Source organism: Cellulomonas sp. NPDC055163, assembly GCF_053607065.1.
This window is the reverse complement of the sequence record NZ_JBSGSU010000011.1, coordinates 17227-35690: the sequence shown is the minus strand read 5'-3', so window position 1 is coordinate 35690 and position 18464 is coordinate 17227. Positions and strand designations below refer to the sequence as shown.

Genomic DNA, 18464 nt, shown 5'->3' with positions numbered 1-18464 from the left:
TACGGTCGGGGCATGCTCGTCGCCGCCGCGCTCGTCCCGGACACCGTGCTCCTCGTCCCCGGGGCGTCCGGGCGGACGGACGTGCACGCCGACCTGCGCACCCACGCGATCGCGGCGGTGCGCTCGGTGCTCGAGCGCGACCTTCGGCGCGTCGTCGTCGTGGCCCCGGGCCACGGGTTGGGCCCGGACGATCCCGTGGGCGTGACGCCCGGCCCCGTGCGCGCGTCGCTCGCCGCCGCAGGCATCCCGGACGGTGCGCTGCGGTGGGTCGACGCGGCGCACGCAGGAGCGGGCGCCGGGGAGCGTGCGGCGGCTGTGCCCCGCGTCGTGGGGGTGTCCGCCTCGGTCGGCGTCCTGCTGGTCCGCGAGGCCGGCTGGACGGGCGCGGTGGACGTGGTCGAGACGGCGCCTCCCGCCGGCGCCGACCCGTCCGCCGCAGCCCGGCTCGCGGAGGCGGGGCGGCACCTCGTGCCGGGCGGTGCGCCACGGACGGGTCTCGTCGTCGTCGGCTCCCTCAGCGCGCGGCACGGGCCCGACGCCCCCCGCGCGGACGACGAGCGCGCGCCCGCCTACGACGCCGCGGTGCTCGCCGACCTCGCCGACGCCGGGCCCGCCGCGCTCGCCCGCCTGGCCGCGCTCGACCCGGCTCTCGCGAGCGAGCTCGACGTGACGGGCTGGGCCCCCTGGCAGGTGCTTCTCGGGGCGCTGTGCCCGGACGGCACCCCGGACACGCGCGAGCGCAGCGTGACCGCGACCGTGCACGCGGCAGGGGCTCCGCTCGGGGCGCAGCACGTCGTCGCCGCCTGGCTCGTCGCGCACGACGGCGTGGCCCCGGCCGGACCGCCCACGGGCGTCACTCGCCCGGCCGTCGCGGAGGATCCGTACGCATGACGCTCGTCGTGACCGTCGTCGGCCCCACCGCGACCGGGAAGTCGGACCTCGCGCTCGCGCTCGCGCACGAGCTCGGCGGCGAGGTCGTCAACGCCGACGCCATGCAGCTGTACCGCGGCATGGACATCGGCACCGCGAAGCTCACCGCCCCCGAGCGCCAGGGCGTCCCGCACCACCAGCTCGACGTGCTCGAGCCGTCGCAGGACGCCTCGGTGGCCGACTACCAGGCGGGTGCGCGCGCCGACGTCACCGCGATCCAGGCGCGGGGGGCTCGCGCGATCGCGGTCGGCGGCTCGGGGCTCTACGTGCGGTCGCTGCTCGACCACATGGAGTTCCCCGGGACCGACCCGGAGGTCCGGGCACGGCTCGAGGCCCGCGTCGAGGCCGAGGGCTCGCGTGCGCTGCACGCCGAGCTCGAGGCCAGGGACCCCGTGGCTGCTGCCGGTATCGGGCCGCGGAACGCGCGCCGGCTAGTGCGCGCGCTCGAGGTCATCGAGCTCACCGGCCGCCGCTACTCGGCCAGCCTGCCGCAGCACGTGTACGAGGTGCCGGCGGTGCAGCTCGGCCTCGACTGCGACCGCGCCGTGCTCGACGAGCGGATCGAGCGGCGCGTCACGCGGATGTGGGACCACGGGCTCGTCGAGGAGGTCCGGGCGCTCGCGGGCCGGGGGATCGGGCGCACCGCGGCGCGCGCCGTCGGGTACGCCGAGGTGCTCGCGACGTTCCGGGGCGAGCTGACGGAGGACGAGGCGCGCGCCGCGGTCGCCGCCGGGACGCGCCGGCTCGCCCGCAAGCAGATGGGCTGGTTCGGGCGCGACCCGCGCGTGCACTGGCTCGACGCGCAGAGCCCAGACCTCGTCGAGCGCGCGCTGGACCTCGTCGCGCGGGCCGACGCCGGGACGCTCGGTCCCGCGACGGACGACCCCGCGCCCCGCCGTAGTCTGGGCTCATGACGAGCCCGGCGACCTCAAGCGCGACCACGACGGCCCCCGGCACGGCGCGCACCGCTGCGCCCGCCTCCCGCCGGCTCGCCGCCACGAAGGGGCACGGCACGCAGAACGACTTCGTCCTGCTGGACGACCGGGCCGGTGCCCTGGACCTGACCCCGGCGCTCGTGCGCGGGCTCGCCGACCGGCGCGCGGGTGTGGGCGGCGACGGCGTCATCCGCGTCGCGCCCAGCGCGTCGCTCCCCGAGGGCGTGGCCGTGCTCGCGGACGAGCCCGCCGCGCACTGGTTCATGGACTACCGCAACGGTGACGGCTCGGTCGCGGAGATGTGCGGCAACGGGGTGCGCGTGTTCGCCGCCTACCTCGAGCGGCTCGGCGCGTGGGACCCCGCAGCGGGGGAGCTGGCGCTCGGCACCCGGGCCGGGGTGCGGCGGGTGCGGCGTGAGGACGCGCCCGACGGCGGCGCCCCGTGGTACGCGGTCGACATGGGGCCGTGGGCGCTGCCCGGGGGGCCCGAGGCCGCCGCCGCCGGGCACGACGCCGAGGTGCTCGTCGCCGGGGTGGAGGTCGCCCGTCCCGCGCTCAGCGTGGACGTCGGCAACCCGCACACCGTCCTCGCGCTCGCGGACGACGCCGAGCTCGCGAGCGCCGACCTCACCCGCGCGCCCACGGTCACGCCGGTCCCGCCGCACGGCACCAACGTCGAGCTCGTGGTCCCGCTCGGGGAGGACGCGGCGCCCGACGGCACCCTCGTCGGGCGGGTCCGGATGCGCGTGCACGAGCGTGGGGTCGGCGAGACCCGCTCGTGCGGGACGGGGGCGTGCGCCGCCGCGCTCGCGGTGCGCGCGTGGGCGGGCCCGCAGGCCCCCGACGTGTGGGTCGTGGACGTCCCGGGCGGCAGCGTGCGCGTGCGCGTCCTCCCCGACGGGCACGTCGAGCTCGCCGGCCCGGCCGTGCTCGTCGCCGAGGTCGACGTCGACCTGGCCGCGCTCGTCGCCTGACGGGAGCGCGGCGCCGAGACCCGTCCCCGGGCCGGTGCCCCGCCGGAGGGTCCGCGGACGACCGCCCCGAGCCCGGCGCCGGGACCGCCGCAGGCCCGGGCACCGACGCGCGGGGGAACACCGACCTCCGCCGTGCCGTTGAGGCGGTCGTGGACCTCACGACCCCCGCGGCCGGGGCGCACCCCCTCGTCGCCGAGCTCGGCATCACGCCGGGCGCGACGGCGACGTTCGTGCAGCTCTCGAGCCGGTTCTGCCGGCCGTGCCGGGCGGCGCACCAGGTGCTGGAGCGCGTCGCGGCGACCACACCCGGGGTCGTGCACGTGGACATCGACGTGACCGATCACCTGGCGCTCGGCGAGCGCCTCGACGTCCGGTCGACGCCCACCGTCCTGGTGCTCGACGGGGACGGTGCCGAGCGCGCCCGGGTGGTGGGCGCCCCGACCCTCGCGCAGGCGCGCGCCGCGGTCGCCGCACTCAGCGGGCGCTGACCCGCAGGACGCGGAAGCCCTTCGCGCTCGCGACGCGCTCGACGTCGGCCGCCCCGGCGAGGGTCTCGGCGACCCAGCGCTGCAGCGAGTCCGCCCCGAGGTTCTTCGACACCACGAGGTGCGCCTGGGCGCCGGGGGAGAGACGGGGGAGCCAGCGCAGCAGCAGCGCGTGCAGGTCCGCCTTGCCCACCCGGATCGGCGGGTTCGACCAGAGCGCCGCGAACCTCACGTCGTCGGGCACCTCGTCGGGCGTCACCGCGACGACGTTCGGGCAGCCGAGCCGCTCGGCGTTGCGCCGCACGAGGTCGAGCGCGCGCTCGTTGACGTCGACCGCCCACACCCGCGCCCCGGGCGACGCCAGCGCGAGGGACAGGGCGACGGGCCCCCACCCGCAGCCGAGGTCGAGCAGGTCGCCGCCGGGCGGCGGCGCGGGCACCGACCGCAGCAGCACCTCGGTGCCGAGGTCCACGTGGTCGGGCGAGAACACCCCGCCCGCGGTCTCGACGTCGACGTCCTGACCGCCGAGCGTGACGGTGCGCACGCGGCGCTCGTCCGGCGACGCGGGCCGGGCCGTGAAGTAGTGGTCGTTCCCGCTCACCGCGCGACCCTATCCGCCTGCAGCGAATATCCGTCGCGGGTCGGGGAACCGCGTGACACCCTGGAACGAGCACGAGAGACCGACGAGACGACGGACGAGAGGCACCGCGTGAGCGACCCGCAGCACCCCCAGACGCGTGAGGAGACGGCCGACGCCGCCGTGGACCGCCGCAGCGCACAGGAGGTCGCGGACGACGTCGTGGCACGCGTGCTCGCCCGCGCCGGCACGGCCCTGCACGACGGCGGCACGGTCCACTCCTCCTACGACGGCGACCAGCTCGACCTCGAGGAGCGCACGTCGCTGCGCCGCGTGGCCGGCCTGTCGACCGAGCTCGAGGACGTCACCGAGGTCGAGTACCGCCAGCTGCGCCTCGAGCGCGTCGTGCTCGTGGGCCTGTGGGGCTCCGGCACGGCCGAGCAGGCGGAGCTGTCGCTGCGCGAGCTTGCCGCGCTCGCCGAGACCGCGGGCTCGCAGGTCCTCGACGGCATGCTCCAGCGGCGCCGCACCCCGGACCCCAGCACGTTCCTCGGCTCGGGCAAGGCTGCCGAGCTCGCGGGGGTCGTGGCGGCGGTCGGTGCGGACACGGTGATCGTGGACGCCGACCTCGCGCCCTCGCAGCGGCGCGCGCTCGAGGACGTCGTCCGGGTCAAGGTCGTCGACCGGACCGCGCTGATCCTCGACATCTTCGCCCAGCACGCCAAGTCCCGTGAGGGCAAGGCGCAGGTCGAGCTCGCGCAGCTCGAGTACCTGCTGCCGCGCCTGCGCGGCTGGGGCGAGTCGATGTCGCGGCAGGCCGGTGGACAGGTCGGCGGCGCCGGGGCGGGCATGGGCTCGCGCGGTCCCGGTGAGACGAAGATCGAGCTCGACCGCCGGCGCATCCGTGACCGCATGGCGAAGCTGCGGCGGGAGATCGCCGCGATGGAGCCCGCTCGGCAGACCAAGCGTGCGTCGCGCAAGAAGCACGGCATCCCGTCGGTCGCCATCGCGGGGTACACCAACGCGGGCAAGTCGTCGCTGCTGAACCGGCTCACCGGGGCGGGCGTGCTCGTCGAGAACGCGCTGTTCGCGACGCTCGACCCGACGGTCCGGCGTGCCGAGGCCGCCGACGGCCGCGTGTACACGCTCACGGACACGGTCGGGTTCGTGCGCGACCTGCCGCACCAGCTCGTCGAGGCGTTCCGGTCGACGCTCGAGGAGGTCGCGGACGCGGACCTCGTGCTGCACGTCGTCGACGCGTCGCACGCGGATCCCGAGAGCCAGATCGCGGCGGTGCGCCACGTGTTCGCCGACATCCCGGGCGCGATGGACGTGCCCGAGGTGATCGTGCTCAACAAGGCCGACCTGGCGGAGCCCGAGACGCTGGCCCGCCTGCGCTCGCGCGAACCGGGGTCGATCGTCGTCTCGGCGCACACCGGCGAGGGGGTCGAGGCGCTGCAGGCGCTCATCGCGGACCAGCTCCCGCGTCCGAGCGTGAGCGTCGACGTCGTGATCCCGTACGACCGCGGGGACCTCGTGCACCGCGTGCACCTGCACGGCGAGATCGACTCGGAGGAGCACACCGAGGCCGGGACCGCACTGCGGGCCCGCGTCGACGAGACGCTCGCCTCCGAGCTGTCGGCGGCGGCGGTCCGCTCGGCGTGACCGGGGCGCCGTCGCCCGCCGGGGCGACGGCGACTCGGGACGGGCGTGACGACGGCTCGGCACAACGCGGCCGGCGCCGCGCGGGTCCACCGCCCGGCGGCCGGGCCTGTCAGCGCCCCGCACTAGGCTGTCGCGGTGCCTGAGCCCGTCGTCCCGTCCACCGCCGCGCCCGCGGCGACGTCCCCGGGTGGACGTGGTGCCCGAGCCGGCGCCGTGCGCCCGGCGACGGGGCCGGCCTCGGTCGACGAGCTGCTCGACCTCGCGGTCGGCGTGCTGGGCGGCGGCCGGCGCGACGGTCAGCACGAGATGGCTCACGCGGTCGCGGACACTATCGGCTCCGGCAAGCACCTGCTGGTGCAGGCCGGGACCGGCACGGGCAAGTCGCTGGGATACCTCGTGCCCGCTGTCCGCCACGCGGTGCTCGAGGACGAGCACGTCGTGGTCTCGACGGCGACGCTCGCCCTGCAGCGCCAGGTCATGACCCGGGACCTGCCGCTCGTCGCGCAGGCGCTCGCGCCCCGCCTGCCGCGGCCCCCGCGCATCGCGCTGCTCAAGGGCTGGCACAACTACGTGTGCCTGCACAAGGTCGCGGGCGGCTACCCGGCGGACGAGCCGGGCACGCTGTTCGACCTCGGCGACCACGCGGGCGCGGCGGACCACCCGCCCCCCGAGCCGGGCGCCGCGGAGAGCCCGCGGGGGGCCGCGAGCCTCGGCGAGCAGGTCGTGCGGCTGCGGGAGTGGGCCGAGCAGACCGCGACCGGCGACCGCGACGACCTCGTGCCCGGCGTGAGCGAGCGCGCGTGGCGACAGGTGTCGGTGACGAAGATGGAGTGCCTCGGCACCCGCTGCCCGCTGATCGACGACTGCTTCCCGGAGAAGGCGCGGGTGCTCTCGCGCGAGGCGGACGTCGTCGTGACGAACCACGCGATGCTCGGCATCGCCGCCTCGGGCTCGCCGAACGTGCTCCCGGAGCACGAGGTCGTGATCGTCGACGAGGCGCACGAGCTGACCGACCGGGTGACCGCGCAGGCGACGGCCGAGCTGTCGGTCGCGATCGTCGAGCACGCCGCCCGGCTCGCGCGCCGGCACGGCGGCATCCTGACGACGGACCTGGACGCGGCGAGCGCGGCGCTCGGCTCGGTCCTCGTCCAGCTGCCCGAGGGCCGGTTCCCCGACGGTCTGCCGCCCGGTGCGCTCGAGGCCGTCGCGGCCGTCCGGGACGCGGCGCGCGGCCTGCTCACGGCCCTCAAGCCCGAGCCCGCGGCGGCCAAGGCCGGTGCCGGTGCGGACGGCGGCTCCAAGATGGCGATGTCGACGATGCTCGCACTGTTCGAGGTCGCCGAGCGCATGGCCGCGGACCCGGACCAGAACCGGCACACCGTGCTGTGGTGCGCGCGCGGGGACACGGGGCGCGGCGGGGCGATGACGCGCCTGTACGCCGCCCCGCTGTCGGTCAACGGGCTCATCCGCACGCACGTGCTCGCGGGGCGGTCGAGCGTGCTGACGTCCGCGACCCTCGCGCTCGGGGGGACGTTCGCGCCGATCGCGCGCTCGCTGGGCCTCGAGGGCCGCACCGACGCCGAGCCGCAGGGGCCGCAGCACCTCGCGTCGACCGACGCCGAGGACCTCGCCGCGCGCGTCGACGCCGAGGCGGCGGCCGGCGCCGGCGACACCCTCGCCGTCCGCGCGCCCGCACCGCCCGGGACGCCGCCCCCCGGCGACCCGCTGCCGTGGCGCGGGCTCGACGTGGGCAGCCCCTTCGACTACCCGCGCCAGGGGATCCTCTACATCGCACGCCACCTCCCGCCGCCCGGTCGAGAACCCGCGACCGACGCCCAGCTCGACGAGATCGCCGCGCTGATCGAGGCGGCCGGCGGCCGCACGCTGGGCCTGTTCTCCTCGCGGCGGGCCGCCGACGCGGTCGCCGCGGCGATGCGCGAGCGGCTCGACGTGCCCGTGCTCGCGCAGGGCGAGGACCAGCTGCCCACGCTCGTGCGGGACTTCGCTGCGGACGAGCGCACGTGCCTGTTCGGGACGCTCTCCCTCTGGCAGGGTGTCGACGTGCCCGGGCCGGCGTGCCAGCTCGTGCTGATCGACCGGATCCCGTTCCCGCGGCCGGACGACCCGGTGCGCTCCGCCCGCTCGGAGGCCGTCGCCGCGTCCGGCGGGAACGGCTTCATGGCGGTCTCGGCGACGCACGCGGCCCTGCTGCTCGCCCAGGGTGCGGGCCGGCTCATCCGGGGCGTCGACGACCGCGGGGTCGTCGCGGTGCTGGACCCGAGGCTCGCGACGGCCCGCTACGGCGACTTCCTCACGCGCTCGCTCCCGGGGTTCTGGCGGACGACGGACCGCGGGGTCGTCGAGGCCGCCCTGCGCCGCCTCGACGGGCGGGTCGGCACCACGGCGAGCAACTAGCCTGGTCACGGCGCCAGCGGGCGTCGGGGCCGCGGGGGCCCCACCGGTGAGGAGGACGCGTGAGCGAGAACGACGGGGACGACCTGGGCCTGACGGGCGTGACGGCGGGGCAGGTGCGACGGACCAGCAAGCTCGCGATCGTCGGAGCCGGGGCGGTCGGCTCGACGATGGCGTACGCGGCCCTCATGCGCGGCGCCGCTCGCAGCGTCGCGCTCTACGACATCAACAAGGCCAAGGTCGAGGCCGAGGCGCTCGACCTGGGGCACGGCATCCAGTTCATGCCGATGGCCGAGGTGGTCGGGTCCGACGAGATCGAGGTGTGCACCGGCGCGGACGTCGTCGTGGTCACGGCCGGGGCCAAGCAGAAGCCCGGGCAGAGCCGCCTCGACCTCGCGGAGGCGACGATCTCGCTCGTCGGAAAGATCCTCCCGCCGCTCGTCGAGGTCGCACCCGACGCGGTCTACATCATGGTCACCAACCCGGTCGACATCGTCACCTACGCCGCCCTCCAGCAGTCGGGCCTCCCGCCGACCCAGATGTTCGGGTCCGGCACGGTGCTCGACTCCTCGCGCCTGCGCTACCTCATCGCCCAGCAGACCGGTGTCGCGGTGCAGAACGTGCACGCGTACGTCGCCGGCGAGCACGGCGACACCGAGCTCCCGCTGTGGAGCTCCGCGACGATCGGGGCCGTGCCGCTGCTCGAGTGGAACGGCATCAACGGCCGCGGTCCGCTCACCTCGGAGGTGCGCGACGGCATCGCGCGCGAGGTCGTCGAGTCCGCGTACCGGATCATCGAGGGCAAGGGAGCGACGAACTACGCGGTCGCGCTCGCCGGGTCGCGCATCATCGAGGCCGTCATCAAGGACGAGCAGCGCATCCTGCCGGTCTCCTCGCTGCTCGACGGTTACCACGGCATCCGCGACGTGTGCCTCTCGGTCCCGGCCCTCGTGGGTCGCGAGGGTGTGGGTGAGCGGCTCGAGGTGCCGATGTCGGCGGACGAGCTCGCCGGGCTGCGTCGCTCGGCCGAGACGCTGCGCGCGGTGGCCCGCCGCTTCGGGTTCTGACCCCGGAACGCACCTCTCCGGAGGACGACGGCCGCCCCGCCCGCTGATCGCGGGCCCGGGGCGGCCGTCGGGTCGAGCGCGCCGCGGCGCGGCGCCAGGCGCCTCAGAGGCTGCGGAGCACGCTCACGACCCGACCGAGCACCTGGGCGTCGTCCCCCGGGATGGGGGCGTACGCCGGGTTGTGGGGGAGCAGCCACACGTGCCCGTCGGCGCGCTTGAAGGTCTTGACGGTCGCCTCGCCGTCGATCATCGCGGCGACGATCTCGCCGTTCTCGGCGACGGGCTGGCGCCGCACGACGACCCAGTCGCCGTCGCAGATGGCGGCCTCGACCATCGAGTCCCCCTGGACCTTGAGCAGGAAGAGGTCACCGTCGCCGACGAGCTGGCGCGGCAGCGGGAAGACGTCCTCGACGACCTGCTCGGCGAGGATCGGCCCACCGGCCGCGATCCGCCCGACGACGGGGACGTACGACGGCGCCGGCGCGGAGTCCCGTGCTGCGCTGTCCTCGTCACCCAGGCGGGCCGAGGCCGTCGCGGTGACGCTCGGCGCCGACCAGGGGGCGACGCCGCGCGAGTCGTCCGGCTGGACGACCTCGATCGCCCGCGGACGGTTCGGGTCGCGGCGCAGGTAGCCCTTGCGCTCGAGCGCCATGAGCTGGTGCTTGACGCTCGAGGGGCTCGTCAGCCCGACCGAGTCGCCGATCTCGCGCATGCTCGGGGGGTAGCCGCGCGACTCGACCGACGTGCGGATCGTCTCGAGCACGAGGCGCTGGCGTGCCGTGAGCCCGTCGCCGTCCGGGGCCGCGTCGGGCAGCGTGTGCACGGACGCCAGGCCGCCACGGGATGCGCCGCCCGTGGCGTCCACCCTCTCCTCGGTCCCGCGCTGCTTCGCCACCGTCGCCTCCAGATGTATCGGTGCTGGCCAGCGCCCGTGTCAGTGCCTCGTGGTGCGCTGTCTCCTGCGACGTCAGCCTAGGGGAGCAGGGGTGACGGATCAAACATCTGTTCGAGCGTGTCTCGACATCTCGCGATGCGGGGTGGTAGAACCGTACAAGCGTTCGACGAACACGTGTTCGAACCCGCGCGGGGAGCGCGGGGTCGACGAGGGAGGGTGGCGGCATGGGTGCGATGGTGATCTCCACGGCAGCACGCGGCTCGGACGTGCGCCGGGGGAGCGCAGCTGCACGGGCTCGCGAGGCATGGTTCGCCGCGCCGGATGTGCAGGTCGCGGCAGTGCCGACTCCGCGTCGTGCGCGTCCGGCCGCACCGATGCAGGGCGGCGAGCGGGCGCGCAGTGCTGCTGCGTCGCTGCGGGCCGCCGGTGCCCGCTCGTCGGAGGCAGGAGAGCCTCGCACGGGCGGCTTGGCCCGCCCGGCGCCCGTGAGCGGCGCGGCGGGTGCTCCGGCTCGTCCCGGGGCCGCGTCGCTGCGGCGCCCGGTCGCTGCGGCACACCGCTCGACCGTGGTGCCCGCCGAGGAGCGACCGCTGCGCCTGACCCGCCGTGGCCGGCTCGTGGTCCTGCTGCTCGCGGCCCTGGTGCTCGCGGCGGGCGTGCAGGGCGGCCAGGCCCTCGCCGACGGTCCGACGCGCGCCCTCGAGGTCACGACGTACACCGTCGCTGCCGGCGAGACCCTGTGGCAGATCGCCGCGGCGAGCGCCCGGCCCGGTGAGGACGTCCGGGACGTCGTCCTCGAGCTCCAGGCGCTCAACGGGCTGGCGACGGCAGGACTGGACGCGGGCCAGGAGCTCGTCCTCCCGGTCCAGCGCTGACCGGCGTCGCTGTTGCGTCGTCCCAGCGTGAGCGCTTAGGTTCTCAGGCGTGCACTGCCCCTTCTGCCGACACGGGGACTCCCGCGTCGTCGACTCCCGGACTTCCGACGACGGATCCTCGATCCGTCGTCGCCGCCAGTGCCCTCAGTGCAACCGCCGCTTCACGACCGTCGAGACGGCGAGCCTCTCGGTGGTCAAGCGCTCCGGTGCCACCGAGCCGTTCAGCCGCGAGAAGGTCATCAACGGCGTCCGCAAGGCCTGCCAGGGCCGGCCGGTGAGCGAGGACGACCTCGCGCTGCTCGCCCAGCGCGTCGAGGAGACCATCCGGTCGAGCGGGAGCGCCGAGCTCGACGCCTACGAGATCGGGCTCACGATCCTGGGCCCGCTGCGCGAGCTCGACGAGGTGGCCTACCTGAGGTTCGCGAGCGTGTACCAGGCGTTCAGCTCCCTCGAGGACTTCGAGGCGGCGATCACCGTGCTCCGCGCCGACCACGAGGCAGCGCGCGCAGCGGCCTCGAACGGAGGGCCCGGCGCGGGTGAGCCGGGCACGGAGCCCGACGCCTCACCGGCGGGAGCGGCGCGCCCGCACCCGACGGCGTGAGCCTCGGGACCAACGGCCTGACCTCGGGACCGGCGGCCTGAGCCTCCGGACCGGCGGCCAGAGCCTTCGGACCGACGTCCGGACCGACAGCCTCTGAGCCTCTGGGCCGACCGCCGGAGCCTCCGGACCCGACGCTGTGCGCCGCCGGACCCGGCGTCAGGCGGACGTGCCGGCGGCGAGGACCTGGTCGCGCACGACCCGGCGCAGCACCTTCCCGATCTGGGAGCGCGGCAGCTCGGTCATGATGACGAGCTCCCGCGGCACGGCGTAACGCGCGAGGCGCTGCTCGCACCAGGCGCGCACGGCCGCCACATCGAGAGTCCGGGTCGGGTCGACGAGCACGACGGCCGCGACGACCTTCTCACCCAGGTCGCCCCCGGGGACCCCGACCACCGCGACATCGGCGACGCCCGGCATGGTCCGGAGGAGGTCCTCGACCTGCGACGGGTACACCTTGAACCCGCCGGCGTTGATCATCTCCTTGATCCGGTCCACAAGAGTGACGACGCCGTCGTCGTCCATGGTGACGACGTCCCCGGTTCGGAGCCAGCCGCCGTCGAGGAGCTGTTCCGCCGTCTCGTCCGGGCGCTGCCAGTAGCCGGAGAAGACCTGCGGCCCGCGCACGAGCAGCTCGCCGCGCTCGCCGGCGGCGACGTCGCGCGCAGGGTCCTCGGGGTCGACGATGCGGATCTCGGTGCTGGGGAACGGCAGCCCGAGGGCGCCGGGGCGGCGGGCCGGGGTGCACGGGTTGCCGAGCGCGACGGGGGACGTCTCGGTCATGCCGTAGCCCTCGATGAGGAGCCCGCCGGTCAGCCGCTCCCAGCGCTCGGCCGTCTCGGCGGGGATCGGCATGGCTCCGGCGATCGCGACCCGGATCGAGCGGAGGTCCGTGCCGCGCTCCTCGGCGGCGCGGGCGACGCGGTCGAACATCGGGGCGACGCCCGGCATGAAGGTCGCGGGCCGCCGGGCCTGCGCCCGGAGCACGGCGTCCGGGTCGAACGTCGGGAAGGCGACGAGCGTGGCTCCGACGCGCGTGGCGAACGCCAGGCACAGCGTCAGTCCGAACGCGTGGAAGAAGGGCAGGGCGCCGTAGATCGTCTCGGAGCCGCTGCCGAGCCCGGTCCAGACGGCGCCCTGGACGGCGTTCGCCACGAGGTTGCGGTGGGTGAGGACGGCGCCCTTGGGGGTCCCGGTGGTGCCTCCCGTGTACTGCAGGAGCGCGACGTCGCCGGCCGTCGGGAACGGGTGGTCCGCCGCGATCGGCTCGGCGTGGGCGAGGGCGTCGTGCCAGCGGAGCGCGCCGGCGGGGACGGGTCCGCGCAGCTTCGCGCGCATGCGTCGTGCTGCGGGCACCGGGAGGGTGAGGGCGAGGCGCGAGCGCCAGGGCAGGTCGCGCGAGATGTCGACCGCGAGGACGGACGTGACGGCGGTGCGCGCGCGGACCTCGGCCACGCGCGCGGCGGTCTGCTCCCAGCAGATCGCGACCGTGGCACCGGAGTCGTGGAGCTGGTGCTCGAGCTCGCCTGCGGAGTAGGTGGGATTGTGCTCGACGACGACGGCGCCGAGGCGCAGCACGGCCCAGAACGCGACGACGTGCGCCCGGCCGTTCGGCAGGGCGATCGCGACGCGGTCGCCGGCGCGGACCCCGAGCCCGTGCAGGGCCCCCGCGGCGCGCTCGACCTCGGTGAGGAGCTCGGAGTAGGTCGTCTCGCGGCCGAGGAAGTCGACGGCGACCCGGTCGGGGTGCAGCTGCGCAGCGCGGACCAGGCTGGCGACGAGCGGCTCGTCGGGCACCTCGATGTCGGCGGGCGTGCCGGGTGCGTAGGAGGCGAGCCAGGGCCGGTCGGACGTCGTGGTCACTACGCGAGCGTAACTTACGGAGCCGTAGGTTACTGAGCGGTACGGCGGGTGGTGTTCCATGTGCACCACGAACGGGCCACGCCGCACGGCCCGTCGATGCCCGAATCCGGTTGGCTTTGCGCGTCCGACTCGGGGAGGCTGACCCTGCAGCGCAGCGACCCGCTCCGCCGGCCGGGCTTCCCGGACCCACCACGACGAGGAGGTTCCGCGATGGCGGAGCACGACGAGAGCACGACGACCGAGCCGGTCGCCCAGGACGCCAAGGCGAAGTTCCGCGAGGCGCTCGACCGCAAGAAGGCGGCGGCCCAGCACCGGTCCGCGGACGGCTCACGCAACACGGGCAGCGTGCACGGTTCGGAGACCGCGGGGCCCGTGCAGCGGCAGTTCCGGCGCAAGTCCGGCTCGGCCTGACCGCACGGACGGGCGGAGCCGGCGACGGGGACCCGCAGAACACGCCACGAGGTGCCCGGACGATCGCTCGTCCGGGCACCTCGTGACGTTCAGGGGCCGGGGCGTCGGGAGCCCGGACCGGTGCTCAGGAGAGGAGGCGCAGCCGGACCGACTCGGGGCGCGAGCGCAGTGCGTCGAGCACGGCGTCCTCGACCGGTGCGTCGGTGTCCGTGACCACGTAGCCGATCTCGCCGCGCGTCGCGAGGAGCTGTCCGGCGACGTTGACGCCGTGCTCGGCGAGCGTCGCGTTCACCGCCGCCAGCACCCCCGGGACGTTGCGGTGCAGGTAGGCCAGGCGGTGCGCGCCCGGCGGCTGGTCGAGCGCGACGTTCGGCAGGTTGACGCTGAGCGTCGTCGAGCCGGTCGCCAGGTAGTCGCGGACCTTGTTCGAGACGAAATGGCCGATCGCCTCCTGCGCCTCCTCGGTCGACCCGCCCGTGTGGGGCGTGAGGATCACGTTCGGCAGGCCCTGGAGCTCCGAGGAGAACGGGTCGCCCTTGCGCTTGGGCTCCGTGGGGAAGACATCGACCGCCGCACCGGCGACGTGCCCCGACACGATCGCGTCGCGCAGCGCCGCGTAGTCGACCACGAAGCCGCGCGAGAGGTTGAGGAAGATCGAGCCGGGACGCATGCGGGCGATCTGCTTCTCGCCGAACAGGCCGGCGTTCCCGCTGCGGCCGTCGACGTGCAGCGTGACGATGTCCGCGACGTCGAGCAGCTCGTCGAGCGACTCCGCGCGGCGCGCGTTGCCGAGCGCGAGCTTCTCCGCGGTGTCGTAGAACACGACCGACATGCCCAGGTTCTCGGCGAGGACGGACAGCTGCGTACCGATGTTGCCGTAGCCGATGATCCCGAGCGTGCGGCCGCGGATCTCGTGCGCACCCTCGGCGCTCTTGTTCCAGACGCCCGCGTGCATCGCGGAGTTGAACTCCGTGAGCCGGCGGGTCAGCGCGATGATGTCGGCGATCGCGATCTCGACGACCGAGCGGGTGTTCGAGAACGGGGCGTTGAACGTCGCGACCCCGCGGTCCGCCGCAGCGGCCAGGTCGATCTGGTTCGTGCCGATGCAGTACGCGCCGACGGCGAGCAGGTCCGGCGCCTGGGCGATCACGGACTCGGTCACGTGGGTCTTGGAACGGATCCCGAGGAGGTGGACGCCCTGGAGCGCGTCGACGAGCTCGGACTCGTCGAGCGCCCCCGTCCGCGTGGTCACGTCGAAGCCGGCGGACTCGAGGATGGTCCGGGCCTGGGGGTGGAGGTTCTCGAGGAGGAGGGCGCGTAGCACGCCCCCATGGTGCTCCCCGGGCCGGGGGCGTCCAAGCCGGTCCCGTCCCTCGGACACTTTCACCCCTGTGGGCAGCCGCTTCACCCGTGCCGTGGTACGCGCCCCTGCGGAGCGCTTGACAGACTCGCGGCGTGAGCCTGTCGATGTGGCGGTACCGTCGCCGCGCAGCGCGTCTCGCACGGTCCGCGCGGCCCGTCGCGACGCGCCGACGGGTGCTGCACCCCGGCTTCCTGACCGTGCTCGCGGTGGTCCTCACGGCCCTCGCGTGGCAGCGGGGCGCGCTGGAGCCGGTCATCGGGCTCGCGGCGCCGCGCGCGATGGTGTCGGTCGAGGGGCGCCTGGTGTCCGTCCCCGCGCCGGTCGAGGGTGCCGTCCGCCCGCGACCGCCGGTGCCCGTGACGACCTCGGGGGCGTACGCGTTCCTGCACGACGGGCCGACGGGGGAGCCCGTCGGCTTCGACCCGTGCCGCCCGATCCGCTACGTCGTCCGCCCCGACGGCGCGCCCGCGGTGGGCGGGCAGCTCGTCACCGAGTCGGTCGCCCTGGTCGCCGCCGCGACCGGCCTCACGTTCGTCGACGCCGGCCTGACGTCCGAGGAGCCGGACCTCGAACGTCCCCTGGTCCAGGCGCGGTACGGCGACGGGTGGGCGCCCGTCCTGCTCGCGTGGTCCGACGAGACGCTGTCCCCGGAGCTCGCCGGCCCCACGGCGGGTCTCGGCGGCGCGTCCGTCGTGCCCGGCGCCGACGGCCGCTCGCAGTTCCTCGCCGGCGGGCGCGTGCTGCTCGACGCGCCGGACCTCACGGCGATCCTCGCCGGCCCCGACGGGTACGCCCGGGCTCGTGCCGTGGTCGTGCACGAGCTCGCGCACGTCGTCGGGCTCGACCACGTCGACACGCCGGACGAGCTCATGGCGCCCGTGACCGGCGCGCGCACGGACCTCGGCCAGGGTGACCTCGCCGGCCTGGCCCGCGTCGGACAGGTCGCCTGCGACGGCACCTGACCCGCGCAGCGACCGTCGCGCAGCGCGGCCGGACGCCGAGGTCGCGCGCGCGGCGACGCCCCGACGTGAGCACCGCCCCGGCGCGGGGCCCGTCGAGGCCCCACCGTCCGGCGGTGCCGCACGGTGACGCACGGTGCGGAGGCTCAGCCCTCCGCGTCCTCCAGCCCGCGGGGGAGCGGAGCGCTGTGCACGACGCGCAGCTCGCGGGTCGGCCGGGTCATCGCCACGTAGAGGTCACCGGCGCTCTCGGCGAGCACGTCGGCCGGCTCGAGCAGGACGACGGCGTCGAACTCGAGCCCCTTGGCCTCGCGCGGCGTGAGCAACGACAGGGGCGAGTCGAGGTCCGCCGCGGCACGGCCGTCGGGCGCCTGCGGTGCGAGCCCCGCCGCGCCGAGCGCGTCGTGCACCCGCGCGAGCAGCTCCGGGGGACCGAGCACGGCGACGCGCCCGCCGCCGGACGCGTCCCCGACGACGCCGAGCGCCGCACGCACCTCGTCCACGGCGGTGCGCGCGACGTCGTCCGGCGCGACGCGGGCGAGACGCAGGGCGTCCGGGACCTCGCGGGCGGACGTCAGCGTGCTCACCGGCAGCCGCGCCGCGCGCGCCATGCGCTGGGCGGCGTCGGCGACCGCCGCGGGCGTCCGGTAGTTCACCGTGAGCTCGGACAGGCGCCACGACGTGCGCAGGACCGGGTCGAGCATGCCCGCCCAGCTCCGGGCGCCCGCGCGGGCGGTGGTCTGCGCGACGTCGCCGACGACGGTCATCGACCGGGTGGGCACGCGGCGCACGAGCATGCGCCACGCCATCGCGGACAGCTCCTGCGCCTCGTCGACCACCACGTGGCCGTACGTCCACGTCCGGTCCGCCGCCGCGCGCTCGGCGGTGGTGAGCCGCGGGCCGCTGCTCGCGAACCGGTCCGCGAGCAGCTCGGCCGACACGAGCCCGTCGTTCCCCGACGACTGGAGGACCCGCCGCGCGTAGTCGACCTCGGCGGAGCGGCGGGCGGCGTCCGCGCGCTCCTGGGCCCGCGCGGCCTGGTCGTCCTCGCCGAGCAGCTCCGCGGCCTCGTCGAGCAGCGGGACGTCCGCGGGGGTCCACGGCGCGTCCCGGTCGCGCAGCAGCAGGTCGCGCTCGCGCCGGGACAGCTCGGGCGCCGCGGCGGCGAGCCGCGCCGGCTTGGTCAGCAGGTCGGTCACGAGGCCCTGCGGCGTGAGCGGCATCCACGCGAGGTTGAGCGCGATCCGGACTTCGCGCGTGGTGCGGAGCTCCTCGACGATCTCGCCGCGCTCGTCGGGCGGCACCTCCCAGCCGAGCTGCTCGACGTACTGCGCGGCGAGCCGCCCGAGCATGTCGCGCACGAACGCGACCCGGGCCTGGTTGTGCGGGCGGTGGCCGCGCCGCGCCCGGGCGATGGCCGACTGCACGTCGGACGGCGTCACCACGACGGTCCGCCCGTCGACCCGGATCTCGGTCGCCTCACGCGGGACCCGCTCGCGCTGACGCACCGCCCGCGCGACGACGCGAGCCATGAGCGCACGGCCCTTGATCTCGGCGACCGCCTCGTCCTCGGTGCCGCCGGCGACGACACCGGGGAACAGCTCGGAGATCGTCGTCGTGACCACGCCCGTCTCGCCGAGCGAGGGCAGCACCTGGTCGATGTAGCGCAGGAACGTCCGGCTCGGGCCGATGAGCAGGACCCCGGAGCGCTCGAGGAGTCGCCGGTGCGCGTACAGCAGGTACGCGGCGCGGTGCAGAGCGACGGCGGTCTTGCCCGTGCCCGGGCCGCCCTGGACCACGAGCGCGCCCTGCAGGTCGGAGCGGATGATCGTGTCCTGCTCCGCCTGGATGGTCGCGACGATGTCACCCATCCGGCCCGTGCGGCCCGCGGCGAGCGCGGCGAGCAGGGCGCCCTCGCCCGACAGGCCCCCGATGAGCCGCTCGCGCTGGTCCGCGTCGAGCCCGTCGGCGGACGCCAGGACGTCGAGGTCCAGCACCTCGTCCTCGACACCGGTGACCGCGCGGCCCCGCGTCACGAGGTGCCGGCGCCGCACGACGCCGTCGGGCTGGGCGGCCGTCGCCCGGTAGAAGGCCTGCGCTGCCGGGGCCCGCCAGTCGGTGAGCATCGACGCGTGCTGGTCGTCGGTCAGGCCGATCCGGCCGATGTACCGGGCGTCGCCGTCGGCCAGGTCGAGACGGCCGAACGCGAGCCGGTCCTCGACGGCCTCGAGCTGGGCCAGGCGGTCCTCGTACAGCGTCGCGAACGCGTCGCGCTCGCTGCGGTTCTGGGGGGATCCCGACGGGCCGCCGCGCCGGACGTCGGCGAGTCGCTCCCGCGTCTGGGTGCGCAGCGCGTCGAGGCGTCCGTAGAGGCCGTCGACCGTCTCCTGCTCACGGCGCAGCTCCGACTCGATCCCCGCCACGTGCGCTCCTGTCCACGAGGTCCCCGGGTCCG

The 18464-nt window shown here is 75.7% G+C and carries 16 protein-coding genes; 11 read left to right on the top strand and 5 right to left on the bottom strand.

Annotated features, from left to right (window positions below):
- Nucleotides 1-12: 12 nt before the first annotated feature.
- From ACWFNE_RS18770 to ACWFNE_RS18755, 4 genes are all read left to right on the top strand, one after another.
- Complete coding sequence (locus ACWFNE_RS18770) at nt 13-891, top strand: hypothetical protein (protein WP_452123938.1); 879 nt, start codon at nt 13-15, stop codon at nt 889-891.
- Nucleotides 888-1844 (top strand): tRNA (adenosine(37)-N6)-dimethylallyltransferase MiaA, encoded by a 957-nt coding sequence (miaA, locus tag ACWFNE_RS18765; RefSeq protein WP_452123937.1) that lies wholly within the window; start codon nt 888-890, stop codon nt 1842-1844. Before ACWFNE_RS18770 ends, miaA begins: the two co-directional genes overlap by 4 nt.
- Nucleotides 1841-2839, top strand: coding sequence for a diaminopimelate epimerase (gene dapF, locus ACWFNE_RS18760; protein WP_452123936.1), 999 nt, complete (start codon nt 1841-1843; stop codon nt 2837-2839). The genes miaA and dapF overlap by 4 nt, the downstream gene beginning before the upstream one ends.
- Nucleotides 2840-2988: 149 nt before the next feature.
- On the top strand, nt 2989-3327 hold the full coding sequence (locus tag ACWFNE_RS18755) for a thioredoxin family protein (protein ID WP_452123935.1): 339 nt from the start codon (nt 2989-2991) through the stop codon (nt 3325-3327).
- On the opposite strand, the gene ACWFNE_RS18750 is transcribed toward ACWFNE_RS18755, so the two are convergent.
- Nucleotides 3314-3925, bottom strand: coding sequence for a class I SAM-dependent methyltransferase (locus ACWFNE_RS18750; protein WP_452123934.1), 612 nt, complete (start codon nt 3923-3925; stop codon nt 3314-3316). The genes ACWFNE_RS18755 and ACWFNE_RS18750 overlap by 14 nt on opposite strands.
- Nucleotides 3926-4033: 108 nt before the next feature.
- Here ACWFNE_RS18750 and hflX point away from each other — a divergent pair, with 108 nt between their 5' ends.
- The 3 genes from hflX (at nt 4034) to ACWFNE_RS18735 (ending at nt 9045) form a co-directional block, all read left to right on the top strand.
- On the top strand, nt 4034-5566 hold the full coding sequence (hflX, locus tag ACWFNE_RS18745) for a GTPase HflX (RefSeq protein WP_452123933.1): 1533 nt from the start codon (nt 4034-4036) through the stop codon (nt 5564-5566).
- Between the two features lie 135 nt (nt 5567-5701).
- On the top strand, nt 5702-7981 hold the full coding sequence (locus tag ACWFNE_RS18740; RefSeq protein ID WP_452123932.1) for an ATP-dependent DNA helicase: 2280 nt from the start codon (nt 5702-5704) through the stop codon (nt 7979-7981).
- A gap of 59 nt (nt 7982-8040) precedes the next feature.
- Entirely contained in the window at nt 8041-9045 is a 1005-nt protein-coding gene (locus ACWFNE_RS18735; RefSeq protein ID WP_452123931.1) for an L-lactate dehydrogenase, read from the top strand.
- 103 nt (nt 9046-9148) lie between these two features.
- Here the strand turns inward: ACWFNE_RS18735 and lexA are convergent, their stop codons facing one another.
- The gene (lexA, locus tag ACWFNE_RS18730) at nt 9149-9877 is read right to left on the bottom strand and encodes a transcriptional repressor LexA (RefSeq protein WP_452123987.1); all 729 of its coding nucleotides are present in this window, start codon (nt 9875-9877) and stop codon (nt 9149-9151) included.
- 629 nt (nt 9878-10506) lie between these two features.
- Here lexA and ACWFNE_RS18725 point away from each other — a divergent pair.
- Nucleotides 10507-10815: a LysM peptidoglycan-binding domain-containing protein gene (locus tag ACWFNE_RS18725; RefSeq protein ID WP_452123930.1), complete on the top strand. Its 309-nt coding sequence runs from the start codon at nt 10507-10509 to the stop codon at nt 10813-10815.
- A gap of 49 nt (nt 10816-10864) precedes the next feature.
- Nucleotides 10865-11416, top strand: coding sequence for a transcriptional regulator NrdR (gene nrdR, locus ACWFNE_RS18720; RefSeq protein ID WP_452123929.1), 552 nt, complete (start codon nt 10865-10867; stop codon nt 11414-11416).
- A gap of 156 nt (nt 11417-11572) precedes the next feature.
- On the opposite strand, the gene ACWFNE_RS18715 is transcribed toward nrdR, so the two are convergent.
- A complete protein-coding gene (locus tag ACWFNE_RS18715; RefSeq protein ID WP_452123928.1) occupies nt 11573-13276 on the bottom strand; it encodes an AMP-binding protein in 1704 nt (567 codons plus the stop codon).
- Between the two features lie 210 nt (nt 13277-13486).
- On the opposite strand from ACWFNE_RS18715, the gene ACWFNE_RS18710 reads away from it, so the two are divergent.
- On the top strand, nt 13487-13687 hold the full coding sequence (locus tag ACWFNE_RS18710) for a DUF5302 domain-containing protein (RefSeq protein WP_034629814.1): 201 nt from the start codon (nt 13487-13489) through the stop codon (nt 13685-13687).
- A gap of 124 nt (nt 13688-13811) precedes the next feature.
- Here ACWFNE_RS18710 and serA read toward each other — a convergent pair whose 3' ends face one another.
- Nucleotides 13812-15011 carry a phosphoglycerate dehydrogenase gene (gene serA / locus ACWFNE_RS18705; RefSeq protein ID WP_452123927.1) on the bottom strand — a complete coding sequence of 400 codons (1200 nt, stop codon included), beginning with the start codon at nt 15009-15011 and terminating at the stop codon, nt 13812-13814.
- A gap of 131 nt (nt 15012-15142) precedes the next feature.
- Between serA and ACWFNE_RS18700 the strand changes: the two genes are divergently transcribed.
- Nucleotides 15143-16012, top strand: coding sequence for a matrixin family metalloprotease (locus tag ACWFNE_RS18700; protein WP_452123926.1), 870 nt, complete (start codon nt 15143-15145; stop codon nt 16010-16012).
- A gap of 143 nt (nt 16013-16155) precedes the next feature.
- Here the strand turns inward: ACWFNE_RS18700 and ACWFNE_RS18695 are convergent, their stop codons facing one another.
- The gene (locus ACWFNE_RS18695; RefSeq protein WP_452123925.1) at nt 16156-18432 is read right to left on the bottom strand and encodes a HelD family protein; all 2277 of its coding nucleotides are present in this window, start codon (nt 18430-18432) and stop codon (nt 16156-16158) included.
- Nucleotides 18433-18464: the final 32 nt, after the last annotated feature.

What these genes read in the sequence shown, in the direction of transcription:
- ACWFNE_RS18710 (WP_034629814.1), top strand. Translation starts at nt 13,487, where the DNA reads ATGGCGGAGCACGACGAGAGCACGACGACCGAGCCGGTCGCCCAGGAC.
- miaA (WP_452123937.1), top strand. Translation starts at nt 888, where the DNA reads ATGACGCTCGTCGTGACCGTCGTCGGCCCCACCGCGACCGGGAAGTCG.
- ACWFNE_RS18770 (WP_452123938.1), top strand. Translation starts at nt 13, where the DNA reads ATGCTCGTCGCCGCCGCGCTCGTCCCGGACACCGTGCTCCTCGTCCCC.
- dapF (WP_452123936.1), top strand. Translation starts at nt 1,841, where the DNA reads ATGACGAGCCCGGCGACCTCAAGCGCGACCACGACGGCCCCCGGCACG.